The organism is Gordonia sp. NPDC003504 (assembly GCF_053587995.1).
In genome coordinates, this window is record NZ_JBSFPC010000010.1 from 94,936 (window position 1) to 116,441 (window position 21,506).

The following is a 21,506-nucleotide window of genomic DNA, read 5'->3' on the forward strand; positions in this document are numbered from 1 at the left end:
ATGCCGGCGGAACGACAACGGCCCCGGGTGCGAGATGCACTCGGGGCCGTTCGGCGTTCAGGGTCAGGCCAGGGCAGCCTTGCGGTAGTTGTAGGCCGACTGCCGGGAGATCCCGAACTCCCGGGCCAGCGAGGCGACCGACTCGCCCGCATCCATCCGGCGGACCAACTCGGCGGCCTGGTTGTCGGTGAGCGATGCCTTGCGGCCCTTGTAGACACCGGCAGCCTTGGCCTTGGCGATCCCCTCAGCCTGGCGCTCGCGGATGGTGGCCAACTCGAACTCAGCCACGGCGCCCAGCATGGTCAGCAGGAGCTTGGACATCGGCGAATCCTGCCCACTGAACGCAAGGCCCTGGGAGACGAACTCGACGGTGACGCCTTTGGCGTTCAGTTCCTCGATGATGTCGCGCAGGTCGTTGACGTTGCGCCCCATGCGGTCGAGCGAGTGCACCAGCACCGTGTCACCCTCGCGGGCGAACTCGATGCACGCCGCCAGCTGCGGGCGGTTGCGATCCTTACCGCTCGCCTTGTCGGTGAACATCTTCTCCACCGCGACGCCGTCGAGTTGGCGGGCCTCGTTCTGATCGACGGTGCTGACTCGCTGGTATCCGATCCGCATGGTGTGCCCTCTCCCTGGCCGACTGTCTAACTAGAGTCTAGACCCTGATGGCCAGGGTGTCAAACAATTGTTCTTGGACCCTTGTTTGACGCGAAATACGATCGACCGCCCAGTTCAGCGAGGGTATGCCCTAGTTTGACAAGTTCAGTTGGCCTCGAAGACGGCCATGCCGTCGGTGATGTCGACCTCGACCCCGCTGAGGATCGCGACAGCGCTGCGGGCCCCGGCGATGAATGCACGGGCCTGCGGAGTCTCGGCCAGCTCGGCCATGCCATCGAGTGCACGCAGCAGGGTGTCGGTGGATGTCGTCATTCGGTTCTCCTTCGGCACGGGGTCACTCGACGTCGATCTCGTCGGCGGCGGCCTCCTGGGCGACGTAGGCCGCCATCTGCAGGCGCACGAGGCCCAGCATGCTCACCTGGTCAGGTATCGAGTCCGCGGCATCGAGGGCGTCAGCGTGCGCGCTCACCCTCACCAGGCGCTCCACCGCGGTCGCCAGGTCGGCGACGTCGCGGGCACTCGGTAGGTCGGTCTCGATGGTCTCGACCCCGTCCCGTGTGGCCACATGCTTAATCCCCTTGCCCCACAGGCGTTTACGGATCTCCAGGGCGTCGGCCATCGTCTGCTCGGCCAGGTCTCGGCGGGCCTGGCGCAGGCGTTCGCGCTGCACTTCGGTCGCCGGACTCGGCGCCTGGGCCCATGAGATGCCCTCACGCTTGGACCACCGACTCAGACCGGGTTGGCTCAGACCCAGTTCCCGCGCGGTGGCCGACTGAGACAGGCCCCGGTCCCGGCATGCCAGGATCGCTCGGCGGTCGTTCTCGGTCGGCTTGCGTGACCCGCGCGCGGATCGACACACGAACTTGTCGCCGGCATCAGCGTCGGCCTGCTTCTCGGTCATCCGTTGCCCCACGGGTCTCGGTCTCGGCGGGCGATGGCCCCGGACCACACGACGCGCCCCTGGCGGGCCCGTGCAGGCTCTGGGACGCGGCGGGCGGGGTCGGCGCAGTCCTCACACCGGCCGTCGTCGTCGAGGGCCGGAGAGGGCAGCGTGAGGCCACACGAGGTGCACATCACCGGCGACGCCGGAGAGGCTCACGGCCGCGCGTGGCCCGGTTGCGGCGCGCCTGGGACGCCTTGCGCCGGTGTGTCGGCCAGAGGGTCACGGTCGTCGGCCTGCTCACTGGAGATCCTCGGACAGCAGGGGATGCACCAGCGACCGCAGGGCGTCGACGTACCGGTGCACATCGGCGAGGTGTCCGCGCACCCCGGCGGGATCGGGACGCCACGGGTGCGCGTAGTGGCTCTCGATCGGCACCAGGTACTCGCGGACCTGGTGAGCCTTGGCGGCGAAGTCGAAGGCGACCGCGCGCGGATCTCCAGGCACCCACGTGCACCACTGGCAGGTGCCGAAGGTGTCGCCGCACTGCGAATGTCCGATCTCGTGCCGGATGCGCTTGGCCACCAGCTCGGCGTCGCGCATCGCCGCCTGGGCCCACTTGGCGGCCGTGTGACAGCTCGGGTCCTCCAGGACCCCGTCAGCACCGGCGATGGCCTCGACGGCGCCGCGCAGCTCCACCAGCCGCACGTCCAGGTCGGTCGCCAGGGCCTCGACCGCGGCGGCGCGGGCCTGGCGTGCGTTGCGGCGCGCCATCGCGTGAGCGTTGATCTGACGGGCTCTCTCGATGCGTTCCTCGATCTCCGCGGCAGCGCGCACCACCTGGTACTCGGCGGCGTCGACGTCGATGCCTGAGTCGATCCGCCGGTCGAGGTCGGCGAGCTGTTCCACGGCGCTCATCAGAACCGCACCTTGCCGCGGCGGGCCTCGCGGATCTTGTCGACCTCTGCGGCGGTTTCCTTCGCGGAGGTGTTGCGGTGGGCGCGCGAGGCCTTGAGCTGGCGGGCCTGGCGCACGGCGTGTGGGTTCTCGGCCTTGCCCGCGTCGACAGCTGCGGTCAGCGCAACATCCTCGGGACTGCCGGGTGCCACCACTGAATCGCATGTGGGGCAACGGGTTTCATTCTTGGCCACTGGGGCCTCCTCGAAGTGGATCTCTCGGGCGGGCGGATGATCACCCCGGGTGGCGAGAGAGGCGAAGCCACCCGGGGTGACGATCACCGACAGGCGGTTCATCTACAACCCTTACCCGGGCCGGGATCTGTCCGGCCCGGGGTCAATTCTCCCTGGTCGGCGCGCTCGACGAGCTGATCGACACGCCAATAATGTTGCGCTACTTGGTATCTCAGTCGGAAGAAAGTTAGAACGTGAGGCAATACAACCTTTGATACAATCGAGGCCTCGGCGCCGGAGAGACAACCCGCGCCGGGCATCGGACCCCGCCCGTCATCCCGGCAGCGCGGGCGGGCGGGGTCTATGCCTACTCACACCGCCCGCAGCGGTCGCCGACGCTGTTCATCGCAGAAGTACTCGAAGAGGTTTACCAACTCCCCGCCCTCCCCGTAGTTGACATCGAACCGGAATCCGGCCCCATAGCCGGACTGGTCGATGTAGACCTCTGGCCCCCCGAGATGTTCTGCGATCGCTTGAATGGCGCCGTGAAGCGATGCACCCCAGTTCGCCGACACCCGGTCGCCACCACACATCGCCTCCCAGGCCTCGAATACCGCATCCACCTGTCCCGGGACTACCAACACGCCATGATCGTCGCGCAGATCGCGAATCAGGCGCCAATGCGAACGGTTCGGCTGCCACTTCCCCCGCCCCGGCAACTGGCACCGCGTGTCTGTCTTTTCGAGGTCGAAGACTCCCGGGATGGGCTCCGGGAAACGCTCCGAGATGATCGGGAACCGCTTCCGGATCAGTCGGTCGCCGGTGCAATCGCGCAGCGGTGCACCAGAAGAAGGAGTAGTAGGACCTGGTCTAGGACCTACTGGGGCGTCACCGGTGACACCCTTTCGGGTCCCCAGTGACGCCCTTTCTGTGGAATCGGCGTCGCTGGTGACGCCCTTTCTGGCCATCTCGTGCAACACGATGCGATACTCCGCGGCCCGTCCGCGACCACCACCAGCGGACACCACCTCGATGTGGCCAGCCTCGACCAGCTGCCGCAGGGAACGCTGGATCGACTTACGACTCGTCTGGCACTCGCGGATGAGGCGGTCGACACCGGGCCGCGCGTCCGAGCCGTCGGCGTTGGCGTAGGTCGCCAGGATCACCAACACGCGGAACTGCAGCGGAGTGAGGTCGGCGCCGCGCAGGGAGCGCAGCCAATCGAGTTTCGTCACGTAGAATCTCCTGTTGTTAGAAGTTGTTCCCGGCTGGGCAGCCGGTGACCAGCAGAACGGCCCCCACCGCGTAGGTAGGGGCCGTTCGCGCTATTCGGGGGTGTCGGGCGATAGGTCGGGCAACGGTTCCTCATCGGCCGTCACAGCGGTTTCCGTGAGTCCGAGGTCCTCGATGGCGTCGCGGCGTTCCTGGTCGATCACGAGGCACACTCGGGGCACAACCGACGCCGGTGTCGGCGGCGCTCGTGACGTTCGTCAGCCACCGGCGCCCACATGGCCGCGGTGAGTCGGTCCGCGACCGCGCCGCATCCCTCGCACTGCACACCACGCGGAAACTGGGCGCTGATTTCCCCCGTGAGCGCCGAAATGCGCTCGCGGCGATCAGGGTGTGCCCCGGTCACGACGCGGCCCGCCCTGCAGCAACGAGGCGGGCAAGCTCGATGACCAGTTCCTCCGCGGCGTCGAGATCGAAAGTCGCGACCGCGTCGGCGACCGCGGGGTCGAAGTCGACGTCAATGACCGGCCGACCGTCATCGTCGGGGCGCGAGGTGATGAAGACGTTGGTGTTGTGGTTGGTGGGGACTACTGCGAAGGTCACGCCGACACCACCTGCGACGCAACCCAGGCGTCGAGGTCGGCCCGGCGGTATCGGACCGTTCGCCCCATCTTGACGTAGGCGGGGCCGTCACCACGCCAACGCATGTTCGACATCGTCTGGAATGCGAGTCCTACGTACTCGGCGGCCTGCTTGGTGTTCAGGAGATCCATGTGTGTTCACCATCTCATCTCGAAGTAGTTCACGGGCATCTCCACAAATACCCGACGCCCACCTCGGGATCAAACTCGAACTACATTGTTAGACAGCAACACTCAGTGTCTAGAGTGTCGATCTCGCCCCCACCGAAGGCGTACAGTCAGGTCGACGCTTATTCGACGAATATGGACAGTAGCGAAGGTTATCCGACGTTATGCCAAGTGATGCCATGCCGCCTGGAAACGCCTGCCGCACAAAACTTCACGGGACGCGGCGAGATACCGAAGGACACTCACTCTTCTAATCAGCTGGTCGCAGGTTCGAATCCTGCCGGGGGCACTCAGAGATTCACTCACTCGCGCGGGTGCTCACCATTCGCGCAGGTCCCGGCCACTCGCGCAAGTCGTCGACAGCCCGCGCGACCCGATAACACTCGATAGCCCCGAGATCGATCGCACTTCTCCACAAGCGTTCCCACCCAGGGAACCGATCGCGCTCCCGTGCGTCGGATATGTCATCGACCATCCCACGCACCCGGAGGAGCAGTCATGACAGACCACCCACTCACCGATCTCCTGCACAACGGAATCGGGAGCACCCTCCCCGACGGTGTGCTGGGCGTCGAACTCGACCCCGACGACATCGCGGCGATCTCCGCGCAGTGGAACACCCAGAGCGAGGTCATCGGCGACATCGACCTGGGCACCCTCGCCGCCACGCCCGGACCGGCGAGCCGCGTCGTCGGCGCTCTGCGTGCCACGCCCGAGTCGGCAACGGCCTGCCTCGACGGCATCAGCAGACGTCTGCACGCGATGAGTGTGGCACTCGAGTGCTTCTCGAGTACGTCGGTGGACAGCGACGAACACGTCGCACGCATCTTCGGCTTCATGAGCGAACGCTGATGCGCCCCACCATCTCTGGCCTGTGCGGCTGGAACACCGATGCGATCACCGGCGCCGGAGAGGCCACCGGACGCGCCGCGCAGACCCTCGACGGCGCGCGCCACGCCTTCGCCGACTCCGTTCAGTGGCCGTTCTTCTGGTTCGGCCGCACTCACGATGCCGCGCAGCGATGCGTCGCACAGGAGGCCGACCACGTCGACGAGGTCCGAAATGTGTTGCAGCAGATCACCGACGAGGCCAAGGATGCCGGAACCGATCTGACCCACGCCAAGCAGGTGGTGCTGCTCGCGGTCTCCGAGGCGCTCAGGGCCGGATACGACGTCTCCGACGCCGGGATGGTGACCCATCGAGAGGCCGCCCGAGCCGACGGCGCCGCCGCCCATCAGGGCCGGATACAGCGCGGACTCGATGTCATCGACGAGATCGACGAACTCTACGGGGCCCGCCTCGACGATCTCCGGGGTGATCTCGCGGCGATGGTCGGTGGCCAACCCGACATCACCGTCCCCGGGATCGGCACTCTCGACGCGGACACGATGGTGGACCGGCTGGAGCAGTTGAGCATCGAGCAACGGCGCACGCTTCTCGCCGGGCTGTCCCCCACCGACATGCGCCGGCTCATCCAGGCCGACCCGGAACGCGTCGGCAACCTCGACGGGGTGCCGTTCGAGATACGCGGCATCGCCAACGAGATCAACATCCGCAACGCGCTGGCCACCGAGATCCGCACGCACGGACCCGACACCCAGCATGCGACGACGCTGCGCTCCTATCTCGGCCAGCGGGCTATCCCCCTGGACGCGAAGAACATGAATTCCGTTACGGCGCAGGAGGTCCCGGAAGGAGTCGACACCGAACGGGTCTACGTCTCGTTCACCGACGGCGAGAATCCCCGCCTCATCGAGATGGTCGGCTCACTGACTGCGAGAACACGCAACGCCACCGTCTATGTCCCCGGAACGGGCACCAACGTCAATGGGTACGGCGGCAGCAACTGGCAGTCGGCCTGGAATCTCGCGCAGCAGACCGGCGGCCCGGTGTTCATCTACCTGGACGGCGAACTCCCCCAGACGATCGTCGACACCGACGCCGCGCGCGATCTCGGCATCGACCTGATCCCGGGCAACCCGATCGGGCCGTTCCGGGCACCGTTCGATGCCCTCGATGTCGCCTCCGACACATCCGTCGACCCCCACTACGCGCGTGACATGGCGCCACGTCTGGTTGCCTTCGGGCAGGCCCTCGACGCCGAGATCGCCTCCACCGCACCCGGTGCCACCACAACGTTCGTCGGACACTCCTACGGCGGGTCGGTCGTCGGTTCGGCCGAGCAACTCGGCCTGCGGGCCGACAACGTCATCTACGCGTCGTCGGCGGGCACCGGCGTGTTCGACACCCCCTGGGACAACGCCAATCCCGACGTGGCGCGGTACTCGCTGACCGCACCCGGTGATCCGATCCAGACCGTGCAGTCACTACCGGGCAATCCGCATGGCTCCGACCCGGATTCGGCGCCCGGGGTGACGCGGCTCGACACCGGTTTCTACAGTGACGGTTCGCCGGTGGAGGGCGTCGGCGCGCACGGTGGCTACTGGAACGATCCGCAGTCCGATGCCTTTGCGGCGATGGTCGAGGTGATCCGGGGCGGCCATCCACCCGAATACGTCCCGCGCGGTCCCGACGGCCTCGTCGGACACTACGGAAGCGAGGCCGCCGACGCGGCCGCGGACTCCCTCGGGCGGGCGGCCACCCGGGCACGCGAGGCGGTGTCCGAGGTGTTGAGCGGACTCGATGATGGCGCTCCCGACAGCCGTGGCTTCGGCGTCGACGATCTGGTGCGGGCATTGACCCCGTTGCCGGCGGTGCCGCTGCCCGGCGGCCTCGATGTACCGCTCAGGTTGCGGTGACCCCGGCGGTGCCGAGCCACCGACCGCACAGCCACAGGACGTGGTAGATCAGCAGTGCCGCCACCGCACCGATGGCGATACCGCCGAAGCTCACACCGCCGATGGCCCAGGTGAAGTTCGCGATGCCGATGACCAGCGGGATGGCCGCGGTGAACTGATTGATGGGTTTGGCGAAGTCGACACGATTGCTCACCCAGATGTGCACGCCGATGATGCCGACGAGACCGTAGAGGGCGGTGGTCACGCCACCGAGCACGCCGGCCGGGATGGCCGCGATCACCGCACCGACCTTGGGGCACAGTCCCAGGACGATCGCGGCGATTCCGGCCACCCAGTAGGCCGCGGTGGAATACACCTTGGTCGCCGCCATGACGCCGATGTTCTCGGCGTAGGTGGTGGTGGCCGAGCCACCCCCGCTGCCGGCCAGTACGGTGGCGAGGCCGTCGGCGGCCAGCGCCCGACCGATCCGGTCGTCGTAGTCGGTGCCCGTCATCATCGCCACCGACTTCACGTGCCCGATGTTCTCCACCACCAGCACCAGGACGACCGGCAGGAAGGTGGGGATGACCGACCACGCGAATGTCGGACTCTGGAAGTGCGGCAAACCGATCCACGCCGCACTGTCGATGCCGGAGGTGTCCACCTCGCCGCGGGCGAATGCGAACAGGTAACCCAGGACGACGCTGATGACGATCGCCAGCCGGCCGAGCAGGCCGCGGAAGAGCGCGATCGACGCGATCAGCAGCACCAGGGTCACGGTGGCGGTCACCGGCTGCTTCTCGAAGTTGTCCTTGGCGCTCGGCGCGAGGTTCAGCCCGATCAGCGCGACGATGGTGCCGGTGACGATCGGCGGCATCACCACGTCGATCCACCGGGTACCGGCGAAGTGCACGATGACGCCGATGAGCACGAGCAGCGCACCGACCACCACGATGCCGCCCAGCGCCGAGGACTGGCCATGCGACGCCGCTGCCGCTGTCACCGGCGCGATGATGGCGAAGCTCGATCCGAGATAGCTCGGCAGCCGATTACGGGTGATCAGCAGGAACAGGATGGTGCCGATACCCGAGAACAACAGTGTGGTGGCCGGCGGAAACCCGGTCAGGACCGGAACCAGGAACGTCGCACCGAACATCGCCACCACGTGTTGCAGCCCGATTCCGACGGTCCGCGGCCAACTCAGTCGCTCACCGGGAGCGACGACCACCGCGTCGTCGACCCGCGTCCACCCGAAGAATCGTCGATCACTGTCGATGGGACTCTGCATCGCCTCAGTCTGGCCTACGCGGGTCACCGGCGCGCTCCGAGTACGTGGTGTCCACACCGTGCACACCCGCGTACGTGCACATCGGACAACACGCGCGCGTTGACGTAATACACAGTGTCCGTACAGATTTCACTGACAGCGCACTGCCAGCCACCGGGCAGCGCGAGCGAAGGTGCGAGCCATAGTTTCTTCTTCGTCGGCATCGGTGCCGGCCAGATCGAGAAGGAGAAACACCTTATGCCAGGACAGCAACGTCAGCCCCAGCAACAGCAGCGACGCCAGCCGCAGCCCCAGCCCCGCCGCCGGCGTCGCGTGCGGGTGTGGGACTGGCGGACCTTCCAGTGGATCTGGGTGTGGCAGTGAGCCGGATCACTCGATCCTAGGCCGGTCGGCGCCGACGTCATCCTCCCCTGTGCCCGTCGACGCCGACCTCCCGTGAACCCGGCGTGACCGTGCCCGTCACGCCGGGTTCGGCCATGCCCGACGACCCCGCGGAGAAACCATGAACGCCACCACAGCAATCCGACGATTCCTTCCTGCCATGCGCGGACAGTGGAAACGCTTCGCCTTCGCGGGTGTCCTGCTCGGGGTGGCCGCCGTCTGCGAGATCATCTCGGTCTTCGTCCTCGCCGACGTCGTCGACGGCGCACTGAATTCCGACAGCGCACTGGCCTTCGCGAAACTCGCGGCGCTCTGGCTCGGTCTGACCGCCATCTCCACCGCGGCCGACTACCACGGCCAGATCATCTCCGTCGGGGTGTCGGAGAATGTGGTTCTGCGGCTCCGTGATCGGTTGTTCGCCCACGTCCAGCGACTGCACCCGGTCGTCCATCGTCGGCTGGGGCTGGGCAACCTGGTCACCCGGCACTCCAGCGATCTCGAGGCCGTCGAGTACCTGGTCGGCTCGGGCGTGATGCAGATGATCATCGCCCTGACCAACACGATCGGACTCGTCATCGCGGCCTTCATCATGAACTGGCAGGTTGCTCTGGTCGCGCTCGCCGCGGTCCCCATGCTGTGGGCCTGCTCGGCGATCTTCGCACGCCGGCAGGTGGCGGTCACCCGCGACGAACGGGGCGCCAACGCCGACATCGCCGACGCGGTGCAGACCGCCCTGATCGGCCACGAAACCGCCGTCGCCTACAACCAACAGCAGCGCGAGCACCGGACACTGCACGAGCACGGGACGGCGTGGCGTGCGGCGCGACTATCGCAGACCCGCGTCGAGGCCGGATTCGGGGCCGTCATGGGGTTCGGGCAGGTGGTGGTCACCTTGGCCATCGCCGTCGCCGGCGTCTGGCAGGTCCGCCAGGGCAACCTCACCATCGGCCAGTTGTTGGCCCTCACCGGCTATCTGGGTCTGCTCTATCCCAAGATGCAGGAGATCGCCGACGCTCGTCTGGCGATCGCGTCGGCGGCGGTCAGCGCCGAGCGCGTGGCCGAGGTACTCGACCTGGAACCGAGCGAACACGACGCCGACGACGCCACACCCCTGCCGGCCCGACCGGGCGCGGGTGCGAGTCCCACCCTGGCCACATCACCACGCCATGGCCTGCCGGTATCGCTGCGCGGGGTGACTCTGCATCGGGGCGCCGCCGCGGTGCTCGACCGAGTGTCCCTGGATTTTCGCCCCGGCAGCGTCACCGCCCTCGTCGGACCCAGCGGCGTCGGCAAGTCCACTCTGGCGTCACTGTTGTGCCGCTTCGAGCACCCCGACTCCGGCACCATCCGGCTCGGCGGCGACGACTACGGGGCACTGACCGGCCAGTACATCCGTGACGTCGTCACCCTGCTCCCCCAGACACCGATCATCAAAGGCGCCACCGTCGCCGAGAACATCGCCTACGGCGCACCCGCGGCAACCCGCGCGCAGATCGTGCGGGCCGCCATCGCCGCCGACGCCGACCCCTTCATCCAGTCCCTGCCCGATGGATACGACAGCGTCCTCGACGATGGTGGACTCACCCTCTCGGGCGGGCAGCGGCAGCGAATCGCCATGGCGCGCGCCATGGTTCGTGACACCCCGGTTCTCATTCTCGACGAACCCACCTCGGGCCTCGACGACGCCAGCGTGGGACGCATCCTGGCCCCGCTGGCCCGGATCGCGGCCGGCCGCACCACCCTGCTGATCACGCACGATCGCCGCGTCACCGACATCGCCGATCGCGTCGTCGAACTGCGCGACGGCCGCCTGCGCGACCGCTCGCCGTGGATCGTTCCGGAGGATCTGCCCACCGTGCCGGCCGATCGTGGTACCCGGCTATTCGTACCCGCTGCCGGATAGCCGCACCATATGCACCGATACACATAGGCACTTCGTTGCATAGTGTGTTGGTGCACTGATACCGTGCACATATGGCGCTGGAGCACGCGATCATGGTCTCGTTGGCCGAACGCCCGGGCACCGGGTACGAGATCAGTCGGCAGTTCGACCGGTCGATCGGGCATTTCTGGTCGGCCACCCATCAGCAGATCTATCGGACCCTGCGCAAGCTCCACGCCGACGGTCTGGTCTCCTACGAACCGATCGCGCAGGACGGACGACCCGACAAGAAGGTGTATTCACTGTCGGACAGCGGCCGGGGTGCCCTGCACGCCTGGGTCACCACCCCGACACCCATCCAGCAGCTGCGCGACGACCTGGGCCTCAAGATCCGCGCGGCACACCGCGACGACCTGCCCGAGTTGATCGCCGAACTGCAACGTCACCGCGAGCTGCACGTCGCCCGACTGCACCTATATCAGGGTTTCGAGAAGGACGACTATCCCGCGCCCGACTCCCTGTCCGGCCGGCGGCTGCATCAGTACCTGGTACTGCGCGGCGGCGTCCGCATCGAAGAGGCCTTCATCGACTGGTGCGACGAGGTGGTCTCGGCGCTCCAACGTGAGCTCGACGAAAATCCCTGATCTGCACCGTATCTCGGCAACTCCCAGACATCGCATTCCACATTCCCGGCATTGCCACCCACCAAGAAAGGTGACTCGATGACAGCCCCATCGACCGACCGCAATCCGCATTTCCCCAACCTGTTCGAACCTCTCGACATCGGCGGGATGACCATCAAGAACCGCATCATCATGGGGTCGATGCACACCGGTCTCGAGGACCGGATCTGGGACACCGACAAGCTCGCCGCATACTTCGCCGAGCGGGCGCGCGGCGGCGCCGGACTCATCATCACCGGCGGATTCGGCACCAGCCGCACCGGCCTCCTGATGGCCTTCGGTGGCAAGATGACGAACTCCGTCGACATGTACCGGCATCGCCGGGTCACCAAGGCCGTGCACCGCGAGGGCGGCAAGATCGCCATGCAGCTGATCCACGCCGGCCGCTACGGCTACACCCCGTTCAAGGTGGCACCGGGCAAGGAACCGTCCCCGATCCATCCGTTCAAGCACCTGCGGATGACCGAACCGATCATCCAACACGTCATCAAGTCCTTCGGGCAGTCGGCCAAGCTCGCTCGCGAGGCCGGATATGACGCGATCGAGATCATGGGCGGCGAGGGCTATCTGATCAACCAGTTCCTCTGCCCGCACACCAACGACCGCACCGACAAGTGGGGCGGCAACACCGAGAACCGTCAGCGGTTCCTCGTCGAGGTGATCAAGGAGATCCGCCGGCAGGTCCCCGCCGACTACCCGGTCATCCTGCGGCAGTCGATCGCCGACCTCATCCGCAAGGGCCAGACCTGGGACGAGGTCGCGCTGATGGCCCGCAAGGCGCAGGAGTTCGGCGTCGACGCCATCAACACCGACATCGGCTGGCACGAGGCCCAGGTACCCACCATCGTGACCTCGGTGCCGCGTGGGGCGTTCGTCAAGTTCACCGAGCGTCTGCGTGACGAGGTGTCGATCCCGCTGATCACCGCCAACCGGATCAACACCGCGGAGTTGGCCGAGGAGATCCTCGAGCGCGGCCGCGTCGACGCGATCCAGATGGCCCGCCCGTTCCTGGCCGACCCGGAACTGGCCAACAAGGCCCGCGACGGACGATCCGACGAGATCAACACCTGTATCGGGTGCAACCAGGCCTGCCTCGACCACGCCTTCGTCGGCAAGCACGTCTCGTGCCTGGTCAATCCGCGGGCCGGCCGGGAGACGACGCTGCTGCTCGGCCCGACCCGCCGCGCCAAGCGTGTCGCGGTCATCGGTGCCGGACCGGCCGGGCTGTCGGCGGCAGTCGCCGCCGCCGAACGCGGCCACAAGGTCGACCTGTACGAGGGCGGTAGCGCGATCGGCGGCCAGTTCTCCATCGCCTCACGCATTCCCGGCAAGGAGGAGTTCCACGAGACCATCCGGTACTTCACCCGTCGTCTCGAGGTGCTCAAGGTGACCGTGCACCTGAACACCCGCGTCAGCGCCGACGACATCATCGCCGAGAAGTTCGACGAGGTCATCGTGGCCACCGGAGTCACCCCTCGTATCCCGAACATCCCCGGCGTCGACCACCCGATGGTCATGTCTTACGCCGACGCCGTGCTCGGACGCCGCGAGATCGGCAAACGAGTGGCCGTGATGGGTGCCGGTGGTATCGGATTCGACGTCAGCGAGTTCCTCACCACCGACGAGTCCCCCTCGCTGAATCTCAAGGAATGGGAACAGGAGTGGGGCGTCACCGAGGACGGCGAGAAGCCCGGATTCGTCACCAAGCCGCGGCCTCTGCCCCCCATTCGCCAGGTCTACATGGTGCAGCGCAAGACCGGTAAGCAGGGCAAGACGCTGGGCAAGACCACCGGGTGGGTGCATCGCGCGCAGATGAAGATGAAAGGCGTGGAACAGATCTCGGGTGCCACCTACGACAAGATCGACGATCAGGGCCTGCACCTGAGCTTCCACGACGAGGAAGGAAAGGTCACCGAGACCCGCGTCCTCGAGGTCGACAACGTGGTGTTGTGCACCGGACAGGAATCGGTCCGTGACCTCGTCGATCCGCTGACGCTGGCCGGGGTGACCACCCATGTGATCGGTGGCGCCGACCTCGCCTCCGAACTCGACGCCAAGCGCGCCATCCGGCAGGGCACCGAGGTGGTCGCCGGTATCAACTGACCGGCCGAGAGCTCCGACGACGCGCGGGCGGTCAGGGCGCCGGCGCTGGCTACGATACTGCTCATGCCAGTGCCTGCACCGTCGCACACCGCCCGCGCCGTCGTCACCGGAGCGTCGTCCGGGATCGGAATGGCCCTCGCCCGGGTACTCGCCCGGCGGGGGCATTCGCTCATCGTGGTGGCCCGCCGCGGCGACATCCTCGAGGACCTCGCCGAGGAACTGCGCGGACGCCACGACATCACCGTCGAGGTCCGCCCCACCGATCTCTCCGACCCGACCGCCACCGACATCCTGGCCGCCGAACTCGCCGACCGGGAGATCTCGATCCTCGCCAACAACGCCGGTATCGCGACGTTCGGTCCGGTGGCCGAACTCGACGCCGATTACGAACGCGCGCAGGTGCGCCTCAATGTCGCTGCGGTGCATGACCTCACGCTCGCGGTGCTGCCCCAGATGGTGCGGCGCGGCGCCGGTGGCATCCTGATGGTCGGCTCGGCCGCCGGGAACATGCCGATCCCCCACAACGCGACCTATGCCGCCACCAAGGCCTTCGTCAACACCTTCAGCGAATCGTTGCGTGGCGAGGTTTCCGGCCAGGGTGTGCACGTCACGCTGCTCGCCCCCGGGCCGGTCCGCACCCAGACCCCGTCGCCCGATGACGCGTCCATCGTCGACAAGCTGGTCCCCGATTTCCTCTGGCATTCCAGCGACAAGGTGGCCGAGATGAGCCTGGATGCGTTGGAACACAACAAGATGCGTGTGGTTCCTGGCACGCTCTCGAAGGCGATGTCGGTGGCCGGCGGATACAGCCCGCGCGCTGTTGTCGCACCGATCGTGGGGACGTTCTATCGCAAACTCGGAGACGGTTGAATCGGTGAAGAGTGACGTCACCGTCGTCTATCCCGAATCGCGGCAGTCCCTCCTCGACATCGGTTGTGGCACAGAAACGGTCGAGGCGTTGTGCACAACGGGCATCCCACGGGAGTTCGGCGAGGAGATCCGCAGTCACCGCAGACTCGTGATCTCCGGCATGCGGGTGGTGTTCAGCGCACACGTCTCACTCGGCGCCGTATGGGTCAACGCCACCGACGGCACCGTGCAGCTCGGCGACCACGCTTCCCCCTGCTTCGTGAATTCGTCACTGGGTCAGTATGTTTCCACGGCTCACGCGGTGACCGACCTGGCCGAGAGATTCCGGCGGCACGACTCCGAGCAGTGGGAGCACGATGCCGACGAGATGATCGCAGCGGTCTCACGAATCGACCGGGACGCGGGACGCGAGGGCACGTACTGGGACTCGGTCAGGGAGTCGATCTCGATCGGCGACTGGGCATCCAAGAGCGAGTGAGGGCCGACATCGCGCGGAACGACTACCTCCGTCGACGACCCGTCCCGAAGATGGCCCGGCTGAACTCGCGTCCGGCGGCACTGGCGGCCGACCGCAGAAAACTCTGCATCGGCTTGCTGGTCAGCACCTCGGTCAGCATGCCCGGCTCCTCGGGTTGGGGTTTGGGCGCGGGAGCGGGCTTCGGCGCGGGTGCCGGGATGGGCACCGGCGCGGGCGCGGGAGCATCCGGCGACTCCCCCGGCGCGAGGGTCTTGGCCGCCAACTTCTCGTACGCCGATTCCCGGTCGATCGCCTGACCGTACTTGGCGTACAACGGACTCGCCTTGGCGGCTGTGGTGATGCCTTCGGCGCCAACGGCTTCCATCGATGAGCGGGGTGCGCGGACGACGGTCCAGGCCACCGGGGTGGGTGCGCCCTTCTCCGAGAGCACCGTCACCACGGCCTCACCCGTCCCCAGGGAGGTCAGCACCTGATCGAGCTTGTACACGTCGGAGACCGGGTAGGTCTTCACCGTCTTGGCGAGCGCCTTCTGGTCGTCGGGGGTGAAGGCGCGCAACGCATGCTGGATACGGGCGCCGAGCTGGGAGAGCACCTCGTTGGGGATGTCGGTGGGCAGCTGCGAGCAGAAGAAGACGCCGACGCCCTTGGATCGGATGAGCTTGACGGTCTGGACGACCTGTTCCTTGAACGCCTTGGACGCGTCGGCGAACAGCAGATGCGACTCGTCAAAGATGAAGACCAGCTTGGGCTTGTCGAGATCGCCGACCTCCGGCAGGAATTCGAAGAGGTCGGCCAGAATCCACATCAGGAAGGTGGAGAACAGCGCGGGACGTGCGGCCTGCGCACCGAGTTCGAACAGGGTGATAATGCCCTGCCCGTCCGGCGTGAGGCGCAGCAGATCGGCCGGCTCGATCTCCGGCTCGCCGAAGAACGTGTCCCCGCCGTCGGCTTCCAGGTTGGTCAGGGCGCGCAGGATGACGCCCGCGGTCTGGGTGGAGACGCCACCGATGGCCTTGAGTTCGGGCTTGCCCTCGTCGCTGGTGAGGTAGGCGATGACCGACCGCAGATCCTTGAGGTCGAGCAGCGGCAGACCCTTCTGGTCGGCCCAGTGGAAGATCAGGCCCAGCACCGACTCCTGGGTGTCGTTGAGCCCGAGAACCTTTGACAGCAGGATCGGTCCGAAGGAGGTGATGGTCGCCCGGATCGGGACGCCGACCCCCTCGGCACCCAGCGAGACGAACTCCACCGGATGAGCGGCGGGCTGCCAGTCGTCACCGGTTTGGGTGGCGCGCGCGGTGATCTTGTCGTTGCTTGTTCCCGGATTGCTCAGTCCCGACAGATCACCTTTGATGTCGGCCATCACCACCGGCACCCCGTTGGACGACAACTGCTCGGCGATCAGCTGCAGCGTCTTGGTCTTGCCGGTACCGGTGGCACCGGCAACCAGGCCGTGGCGATTCATCATCGCCAGCGGGATGCGGACCCGCGCGCTCGGATCGACCGTTCCGTCGACACTCACCGCCCCCACCTCGAGTGCCGGGCCGGTGAAGGCGTAGCCGCTGGCGATGGTCTGGGCCGGAGACAGTGCGTCGGTCACGGTGCCACCTTACGGGCCGGATCGGAGGTTGGCGTGAAGCTCGACCGACAGGGTCCAAAGGCCCTACCCCGCAGCAAGGGCCGAGGGCGGGTGTGTGCGTTGGCTAAGGTTGACGCGTGCAGGACAAACTGGTGTGGATCGATTGCGAAATGACGGGGCTGCGACTCGACTCGGACAAACTGATCGAGATCGCGGCGCTGGTCACCGATGGTGACCTCAACATCCTCGGCGACGGCGTCGACGTCGTCATCCATGCCGACGACGCGGCTCTCGCCGCGATGCCCGAGGTGGTCCAGAAGATGCACGCCTCATCCGGGCTCACCGAGGAGGTGCGTCGTTCCACCGTCAGCCTGGCCGAGGCCGAGAAGCAGGTCCTCGATTACCTGCGCCGCCACATCAGCACCGCGGGCACCGTCCCCCTCGCGGGCAACTCCATCGCCACCGACCGCGGATTCATCTCCCGCGACATGCCCGACCTCGACGCCTACCTGCATTACCGCATGGTCGATGTCAGCTCGATCAAGGAGCTGTGCCGCCGCTGGTACCCGAAGATCTACTTCGGCCAGCCGGAGAAGGGGCTGGCCCACCGCGCGCTCGCCGACATCCGCGAGTCGATCCGGGAGCTCCGCTACTACCGCGCGGCGGCCTTCGTCGCCGAACCCGGCCCCGACAGCGAGACGCTCGCCCACATCGTCGCCGACCTCGGCCCGGCCTGAACACGCTGGTCACAAAGCGATTGGTATTCGACGCCCACTATTCGCTAGAGTATGAGCCTGGCTCTGGAACCCGGCGAGAAATCCCTGGTTCCCGACGCCGATGGTGGATGTAGTTCAGTTGGTAGAGCACCAGGTTGTGATCCTGGCTGTCGCGGGTTCGAGTCCCGTCATCCACCCCGACACGAGAAACGCCCCGCCTCAACCGGCGGGGCGTTTCTCGTGTCACCTCATCCAAACGGTCATCAGCCGGCCGCACGACCATCGCGATGATGCCGTCGACAGAGCGCCCGATACATCATCGGCGCGTCGTCGGTGTCACCCACCGCCACCAACTCGCCCGAGCGCACCACCACCCCGTCGATGACGCGCGCGTTCAGGAAAGCCGGCCGTCCGCACCAGCACAGGACAATGGCCTGCATGCGGTGCACCTCGTCGGCCAGTTCCACCAGGCGCGCCGAACCCGGGAACAGGACGCTTCGGAAATCGGTGAGCAAGCCGAAGGCGAAGACGTCGATCGCAGCGTCGTCGACGAGACGCGCCAGCGCCTCGACGTCGTCTGCGGTCAGGAATTGTGCTTCGTCACACACCACGTAGTCCAGGCCGTCGCGAGCGGCGTGCGCGGTCAGCACAGCGTGCAGGTCCAGCCCGTCACCGAAGACCACCGCGTCGGCGGCCAGCCCGATACGGCTGGTCACCCTGGGTTCGCCGGAGCGGTCCAGGGTGGTGATGAGGACTCCGCGGCGCCCCTGTTGCCCCTGGTTGAAGTGCGTTTGCAGCGCGAAAGTCGACTTCCCCGCACCCATCGGACCGTGGTAGAAGATCAGTCTCCCGAATGCCGTCACGAGCGGCTCGGACGGTGATGCGACAGTGCCGACATTGTTCGATGATGGCGCACTGCGTCCACTCCTGCCGGTCGAGGACTGTGCGAACCTCTCCGATTCGTCGTTGTTCATCTTCATGCTCTAATCTGCGCGTCATGCTCGAGGACCTCAACAAGGCAGCCAAGAAGGTGGGCCTCAACGTTGCCCCCGGTAAGAAGAAGGACCGCTTCTCGGTCCGCAAGGTCAAGACCGGCAAGCTCATCGCGAAGAACATCGACGCCGACGAGGTGAAGTCGATCATCAAGGATCGCAAGTAACTTCGGTTCTCGTGCAACTCACGCTATCGACGCATCGGGGGGTGCGATCGATAATCGGTGGCGCCGAAATGCGCCCACAGCCTACGGTGACGTCATGACCCCGAACGAATTCGGCCCACCCGAATCCGCCGCGGCCGAGCCGATTCGCGATCGTCTCCGGACCGCTCTGCGAACTGCCATGCGCGCACGAGATCGCGCCGTGGTCTCTGCGATCCGTGCCACCTTGGGCGCCATCGACAACGCCGAATCCGAGGGCATACCCGCCGGACGGGCCGGTGCCATCGAATCCGCGGAACTCGGTGTCGGCGCCGCCGAGGCGCGACGCCGTGCCCTCACCGAGACAGAGATGGCGGCGCTGGTCGACGCCGAGATCGCCGATCTCGACTCAGCCGCGGCTACCCACGAACGTGCCGGCGCGCGCGACCGTGCGGCAGAGTTGCGTCGTGGCGCAGCCGGACTGCGCGCACTTCGCTGACTGACGCCCTCGCCCTGGCGCCGATCCCTACCTTCACCCACTCCGTGTATTACGCTGTTACGTAGTTACGGATCTGGAAGGGAACGGCATGCGCATCTGGGCAACCGTCGTCCTCACCGTCGCGGGCCTCGTTGTCGCGACCGTCCCGACGGCATCTGAGTCACCACACGCCGAGGCAGCACCAGCGATGGCCGGGTGCGCTGCGCCCCCACCGCCCGATGTCTCGACCACGCAGGGCTGGATCGGTTACCTCGCGGCCCATCCCGACGACTACGGTCTGGCGATCACCACCGCCGACGGGCAGGACTTCGGCCACAACATCGGCGTGCGGTTCCCGACCGCGTCGGCCATCAAGTTGGTCCACCTGGCCGCCTACGCGCAGGCCGTCGCGCGGGGAGACCTGCATGCCGAGGACACCGTCGGCGTCGACGAGTGGGAACAGTGGTACTTTCCGCTCGACGGAGGTGCGCACCGGGAATCACTGCGGTACTTGGGGATTCCGGAGGTCAACGGGGTTGCCGTCGACCGGACCCGTCAGGTGAGCTACCGGCAGCTGGTCGACGTGATGATCCGGTTCTCCGACTCCGCCGCACCGGACGTCCTCCGGGAACGGCTCGGGGACGGCGCACTGCTCGCGATCATGCGCGCCTACGGTCTCGGCGACGAGACTCCCGGTCTCCTCGGCCTGTACCTGGGTCTCCTCGACCCGACGGTTCACACTGCGGCCCAACGGGATTCGGCCGCTCGACGCTACCGGCACGACCCGGCCTATGCGGCACACATGCTCTCCCTGGCCGCAACGGCCCCGCCGCTGACGGTCGCCACCGATTCGACCATCGATGCAACGCCCGGCTCACTGCATGCGCTCATGTCCGCGATCGCCCGTGGGACCCTCGGGCCGGGTGCGGCGATCGCACGGAACGTCCTGGAGTACCAAGGCGTGTCACCCGATGGCGGGATACTCGGCTTCAAGGGCGGAAGTCTGCCGGGAATCCTGACCGAGGTGTTCGAGTACCGGTTCGCCGATGCCCGGATCGCGGTCGGCACCTTGATGGTCCGCGGCCTCTCCCCCGACGACGCCGCGCGGAACGACTTCGCCCACCAGCGCCTGCTTCTCGGCGCGCTCACCGATCCGCAGGTGACCGCTGCATTACGATGCGTGGTGTGAGTGACCTCGAGTCCGAGCTGCACGAGCTCGCCGCGCGGGTCGACCGGCTCGAGGAGACGCTACGCGGCGGTGGTTCGCCACGACCGGGCACCGCGCCACCCGATGGTCCGGGCCCTCCCGGCACCGACACGCCCGGCGCCACCACCGGCGCGCAGACCGTAGGTTATTTCGGCACCGTCGATCTGGCCGGTCCGGTGCAGTGGAGCATCCACTACGACGCCACCGCGGCATTGGACCTCCCCACCGAATCGTCCGCGGCGGTCTTTGCCGCGCTGGGCCACCCGGCCCGCCTGGAGATCGTACGAATCCTGCTGCGCGGCAACGCTTCGGTGACCGATCTCCAGGCGGCCGGCGACTTCGGGACGTCCGGCCAGCTCTACCACCACCTGAAGATCCTCACCGCGGCAGGAGTGGCGAGCAAGCTCGGACGCAACGAATACGGTATCGCCGCAACACATGTGGTTCCCACGCTGGTGGCGCTGGTGTCCGCGGCGGACATCAGCGGATCACTGTAGGACCGTATCCGACAACGGCGCTCGCCAACTGCGGCCGTACCAGTCGAGCAGCCGTCGGTTGATCAGACGTCGATCGGGATACTCGGGCAGGTCGGCTCGCGCGGCCAATCGGGCCAACTCCGCCACCGCTGCGTCCGCCCGATCCAGCGCTTCCTCCTTGGTGTGCCGTCCGTGCCGGAGGTCGGTCAGCCACGTTCGGTCGGGTTCGACGATGGGCAAGGTGATCCGACCGGTGGTCAGCAGCTCGACACCCTGAATACCCAAGCGCACCATGTGATAAGCGAATTTCGAGTCGAACCCGTAGGCCTCGATCAGCTCGGGTCGGTTGGTGCGTTGAGCTCGGATGCCGAGCATCTTCTCCTTCTGCGAGGTGAGGTAGCCGGCGAACCGTGCCGCGACCTGCCGCGACAGGAACATCGACGCCGAATCCTGCAGCTCCCGGCCGATGTCGTTGCGGTACACCAATTCCTGCTCCGGAATGAACAGCAGCAACAGGATCGTCGGATTGCCGTCGGCGGCCAGCCGCGCCCACTTGCGCAGGGAGTACACCACCAGGTCGAGATCCCCGGCGCCCGAACGATTCCCGTCGGGTTGAGTGCGGTACTCGTACTGCTCGAACGGCATCTTCTGCAGGCCCAGAACCCATTCGGGGCCTTCGATGCACACACCCATCTCGTCGCGGTCATCGGCACCGGTGGCCACGCCATGCAGACCCGAGCCGACCTGACCCCGAAGGATCAGGCCGTGCTCGGCGATCTGCCGGAAGTCTGCATTGTCGTGCTTGGTCATGCCGTCGAACTTATCGCG

Annotated in this window: 24 protein-coding genes and 1 tRNA gene; 13 read left to right on the forward strand and 12 right to left on the reverse strand. The window is 66.8% G+C overall.

Annotation, left to right across the window (positions count from 1 at the left end):
* Positions 1-63: 63 nt before the first annotated feature.
* The 8 genes from ACWDPV_RS18000 to ACWDPV_RS18035 form a co-directional block, all read right to left on the reverse strand.
* On the reverse strand, positions 64-618 hold the full coding sequence (locus ACWDPV_RS18000; RefSeq protein WP_449744063.1) for a recombinase family protein: 555 nt from the start codon (positions 616-618) through the stop codon (positions 64-66).
* Positions 619-762: 144 nt separating this feature from the next.
* Positions 763-930: a hypothetical protein gene (locus ACWDPV_RS18005; protein ID WP_449744064.1), complete on the reverse strand. Its 168-nt coding sequence runs from the start codon at positions 928-930 to the stop codon at positions 763-765.
* A 22-nt stretch (positions 931-952) separates the two neighbouring features.
* Positions 953-1,519, reverse strand: coding sequence for a hypothetical protein (locus ACWDPV_RS18010; protein ID WP_449744065.1), 567 nt, complete (start codon positions 1,517-1,519; stop codon positions 953-955).
* A 279-nt stretch (positions 1,520-1,798) separates the two neighbouring features.
* A complete protein-coding gene (locus ACWDPV_RS18015) occupies positions 1,799-2,416 on the reverse strand; it encodes a hypothetical protein (RefSeq protein ID WP_449744066.1) in 618 nt (205 codons plus the stop codon).
* A complete protein-coding gene (locus ACWDPV_RS18020) occupies positions 2,416-2,751 on the reverse strand; it encodes a hypothetical protein (RefSeq protein ID WP_449744067.1) in 336 nt (111 codons plus the stop codon). Before ACWDPV_RS18020 ends, ACWDPV_RS18015 begins: the two co-directional genes overlap by 1 nt.
* A 248-nt stretch (positions 2,752-2,999) precedes the next feature.
* The gene (locus tag ACWDPV_RS18025; protein ID WP_449744068.1) at positions 3,000-3,863 is read right to left on the reverse strand and encodes a helix-turn-helix domain-containing protein; all 864 of its coding nucleotides are present in this window, start codon (positions 3,861-3,863) and stop codon (positions 3,000-3,002) included.
* Positions 3,864-4,260: 397 nt separating this feature from the next.
* Entirely contained in the window at positions 4,261-4,461 is a 201-nt protein-coding gene (locus ACWDPV_RS18030) for a hypothetical protein (RefSeq protein WP_449744069.1), read from the reverse strand.
* A complete protein-coding gene (locus tag ACWDPV_RS18035) occupies positions 4,458-4,631 on the reverse strand; it encodes a helix-turn-helix transcriptional regulator (RefSeq protein ID WP_449744070.1) in 174 nt (57 codons plus the stop codon). The genes ACWDPV_RS18030 and ACWDPV_RS18035 overlap by 4 nt, the downstream gene beginning before the upstream one ends.
* Before the next feature lie 534 nt (positions 4,632-5,165).
* Between ACWDPV_RS18035 and ACWDPV_RS18040 the strand changes: the two genes are divergently transcribed.
* Entirely contained in the window at positions 5,166-5,519 is a 354-nt protein-coding gene (locus tag ACWDPV_RS18040; protein WP_449744071.1) for a hypothetical protein, read from the forward strand.
* Entirely contained in the window at positions 5,519-7,426 is a 1,908-nt protein-coding gene (locus tag ACWDPV_RS18045; protein ID WP_449744072.1) for an alpha/beta hydrolase, read from the forward strand. The genes ACWDPV_RS18040 and ACWDPV_RS18045 overlap by 1 nt, the downstream gene beginning before the upstream one ends.
* On the opposite strand, the gene ACWDPV_RS18050 is transcribed toward ACWDPV_RS18045, so the two are convergent.
* Positions 7,413-8,693, reverse strand: coding sequence for a uracil-xanthine permease family protein (locus ACWDPV_RS18050; protein ID WP_348803320.1), 1,281 nt, complete (start codon positions 8,691-8,693; stop codon positions 7,413-7,415). The genes ACWDPV_RS18045 and ACWDPV_RS18050 overlap by 14 nt on opposite strands.
* A 502-nt stretch (positions 8,694-9,195) precedes the next feature.
* Here ACWDPV_RS18050 and ACWDPV_RS18055 point away from each other — a divergent pair.
* The 5 genes from ACWDPV_RS18055 (at position 9,196) to ACWDPV_RS18075 (ending at position 15,090) form a co-directional block, all read left to right on the forward strand.
* Entirely contained in the window at positions 9,196-10,977 is a 1,782-nt protein-coding gene (locus ACWDPV_RS18055; protein ID WP_449744073.1) for an ABC transporter ATP-binding protein, read from the forward strand.
* Positions 10,978-11,048: 71 nt separating this feature from the next.
* The gene (locus ACWDPV_RS18060; RefSeq protein ID WP_449744074.1) at positions 11,049-11,600 is read left to right on the forward strand and encodes a PadR family transcriptional regulator; all 552 of its coding nucleotides are present in this window, start codon (positions 11,049-11,051) and stop codon (positions 11,598-11,600) included.
* 78 nt (positions 11,601-11,678) lie between these two features.
* Positions 11,679-13,742 (forward strand): oxidoreductase, encoded by a 2,064-nt coding sequence (locus ACWDPV_RS18065; RefSeq protein ID WP_449744075.1) that lies wholly within the window; start codon positions 11,679-11,681, stop codon positions 13,740-13,742.
* 63 nt (positions 13,743-13,805) lie between these two features.
* Entirely contained in the window at positions 13,806-14,612 is an 807-nt protein-coding gene (gene cmrA, locus ACWDPV_RS18070; protein ID WP_449744076.1) for a mycolate reductase, read from the forward strand.
* A 4-nt stretch (positions 14,613-14,616) separates the two neighbouring features.
* Positions 14,617-15,090, forward strand: a complete 474-nt coding sequence (locus ACWDPV_RS18075; protein ID WP_449744077.1) for an SUKH-4 family immunity protein — start codon at positions 14,617-14,619, stop codon at positions 15,088-15,090.
* A 22-nt stretch (positions 15,091-15,112) separates the two neighbouring features.
* Here ACWDPV_RS18075 and ACWDPV_RS18080 read toward each other — a convergent pair whose 3' ends face one another.
* Positions 15,113-16,687, reverse strand: coding sequence for a helicase HerA-like domain-containing protein (locus tag ACWDPV_RS18080; protein WP_449744078.1), 1,575 nt, complete (start codon positions 16,685-16,687; stop codon positions 15,113-15,115).
* 116 nt (positions 16,688-16,803) lie between these two features.
* On the opposite strand from ACWDPV_RS18080, the gene orn reads away from it, so the two are divergent.
* Positions 16,804-17,403, forward strand: a complete 600-nt coding sequence (orn, locus tag ACWDPV_RS18085) for an oligoribonuclease (RefSeq protein ID WP_449744079.1) — start codon at positions 16,804-16,806, stop codon at positions 17,401-17,403.
* A gap of 103 nt (positions 17,404-17,506) precedes the next feature.
* A tRNA-His gene (locus ACWDPV_RS18090) sits at positions 17,507-17,579 on the forward strand.
* 66 nt (positions 17,580-17,645) lie between these two features.
* On the opposite strand, the gene ACWDPV_RS18095 is transcribed toward ACWDPV_RS18090, so the two are convergent.
* Positions 17,646-18,245, reverse strand: a complete 600-nt coding sequence (locus ACWDPV_RS18095; RefSeq protein ID WP_449744080.1) for a thymidine kinase — start codon at positions 18,243-18,245, stop codon at positions 17,646-17,648.
* 134 nt (positions 18,246-18,379) lie between these two features.
* Between ACWDPV_RS18095 and ACWDPV_RS18100 the strand changes: the two genes are divergently transcribed.
* The 4 genes from ACWDPV_RS18100 to ACWDPV_RS18115 all read left to right on the forward strand — a co-directional run bounded on the left by ACWDPV_RS18100 (position 18,380) and on the right by ACWDPV_RS18115 (position 20,699).
* On the forward strand, positions 18,380-18,541 hold the full coding sequence (locus tag ACWDPV_RS18100) for a hypothetical protein (protein WP_348803308.1): 162 nt from the start codon (positions 18,380-18,382) through the stop codon (positions 18,539-18,541).
* A gap of 94 nt (positions 18,542-18,635) precedes the next feature.
* A complete protein-coding gene (locus ACWDPV_RS18105) occupies positions 18,636-19,016 on the forward strand; it encodes a hypothetical protein (RefSeq protein ID WP_449744081.1) in 381 nt (126 codons plus the stop codon).
* A gap of 88 nt (positions 19,017-19,104) precedes the next feature.
* Positions 19,105-20,184, forward strand: coding sequence for a serine hydrolase (locus tag ACWDPV_RS18110; RefSeq protein ID WP_449744082.1), 1,080 nt, complete (start codon positions 19,105-19,107; stop codon positions 20,182-20,184).
* The gene (locus ACWDPV_RS18115; protein WP_449744083.1) at positions 20,181-20,699 is read left to right on the forward strand and encodes an ArsR/SmtB family transcription factor; all 519 of its coding nucleotides are present in this window, start codon (positions 20,181-20,183) and stop codon (positions 20,697-20,699) included. Before ACWDPV_RS18110 ends, ACWDPV_RS18115 begins: the two co-directional genes overlap by 4 nt.
* Here the strand turns inward: ACWDPV_RS18115 and ACWDPV_RS18120 are convergent.
* Positions 20,691-21,488, reverse strand: a complete 798-nt coding sequence (locus ACWDPV_RS18120) for a DNA polymerase beta superfamily protein (RefSeq protein WP_449744084.1) — start codon at positions 21,486-21,488, stop codon at positions 20,691-20,693. The genes ACWDPV_RS18115 and ACWDPV_RS18120 overlap by 9 nt on opposite strands.
* Positions 21,489-21,506 lie beyond the last annotated feature (18 nt).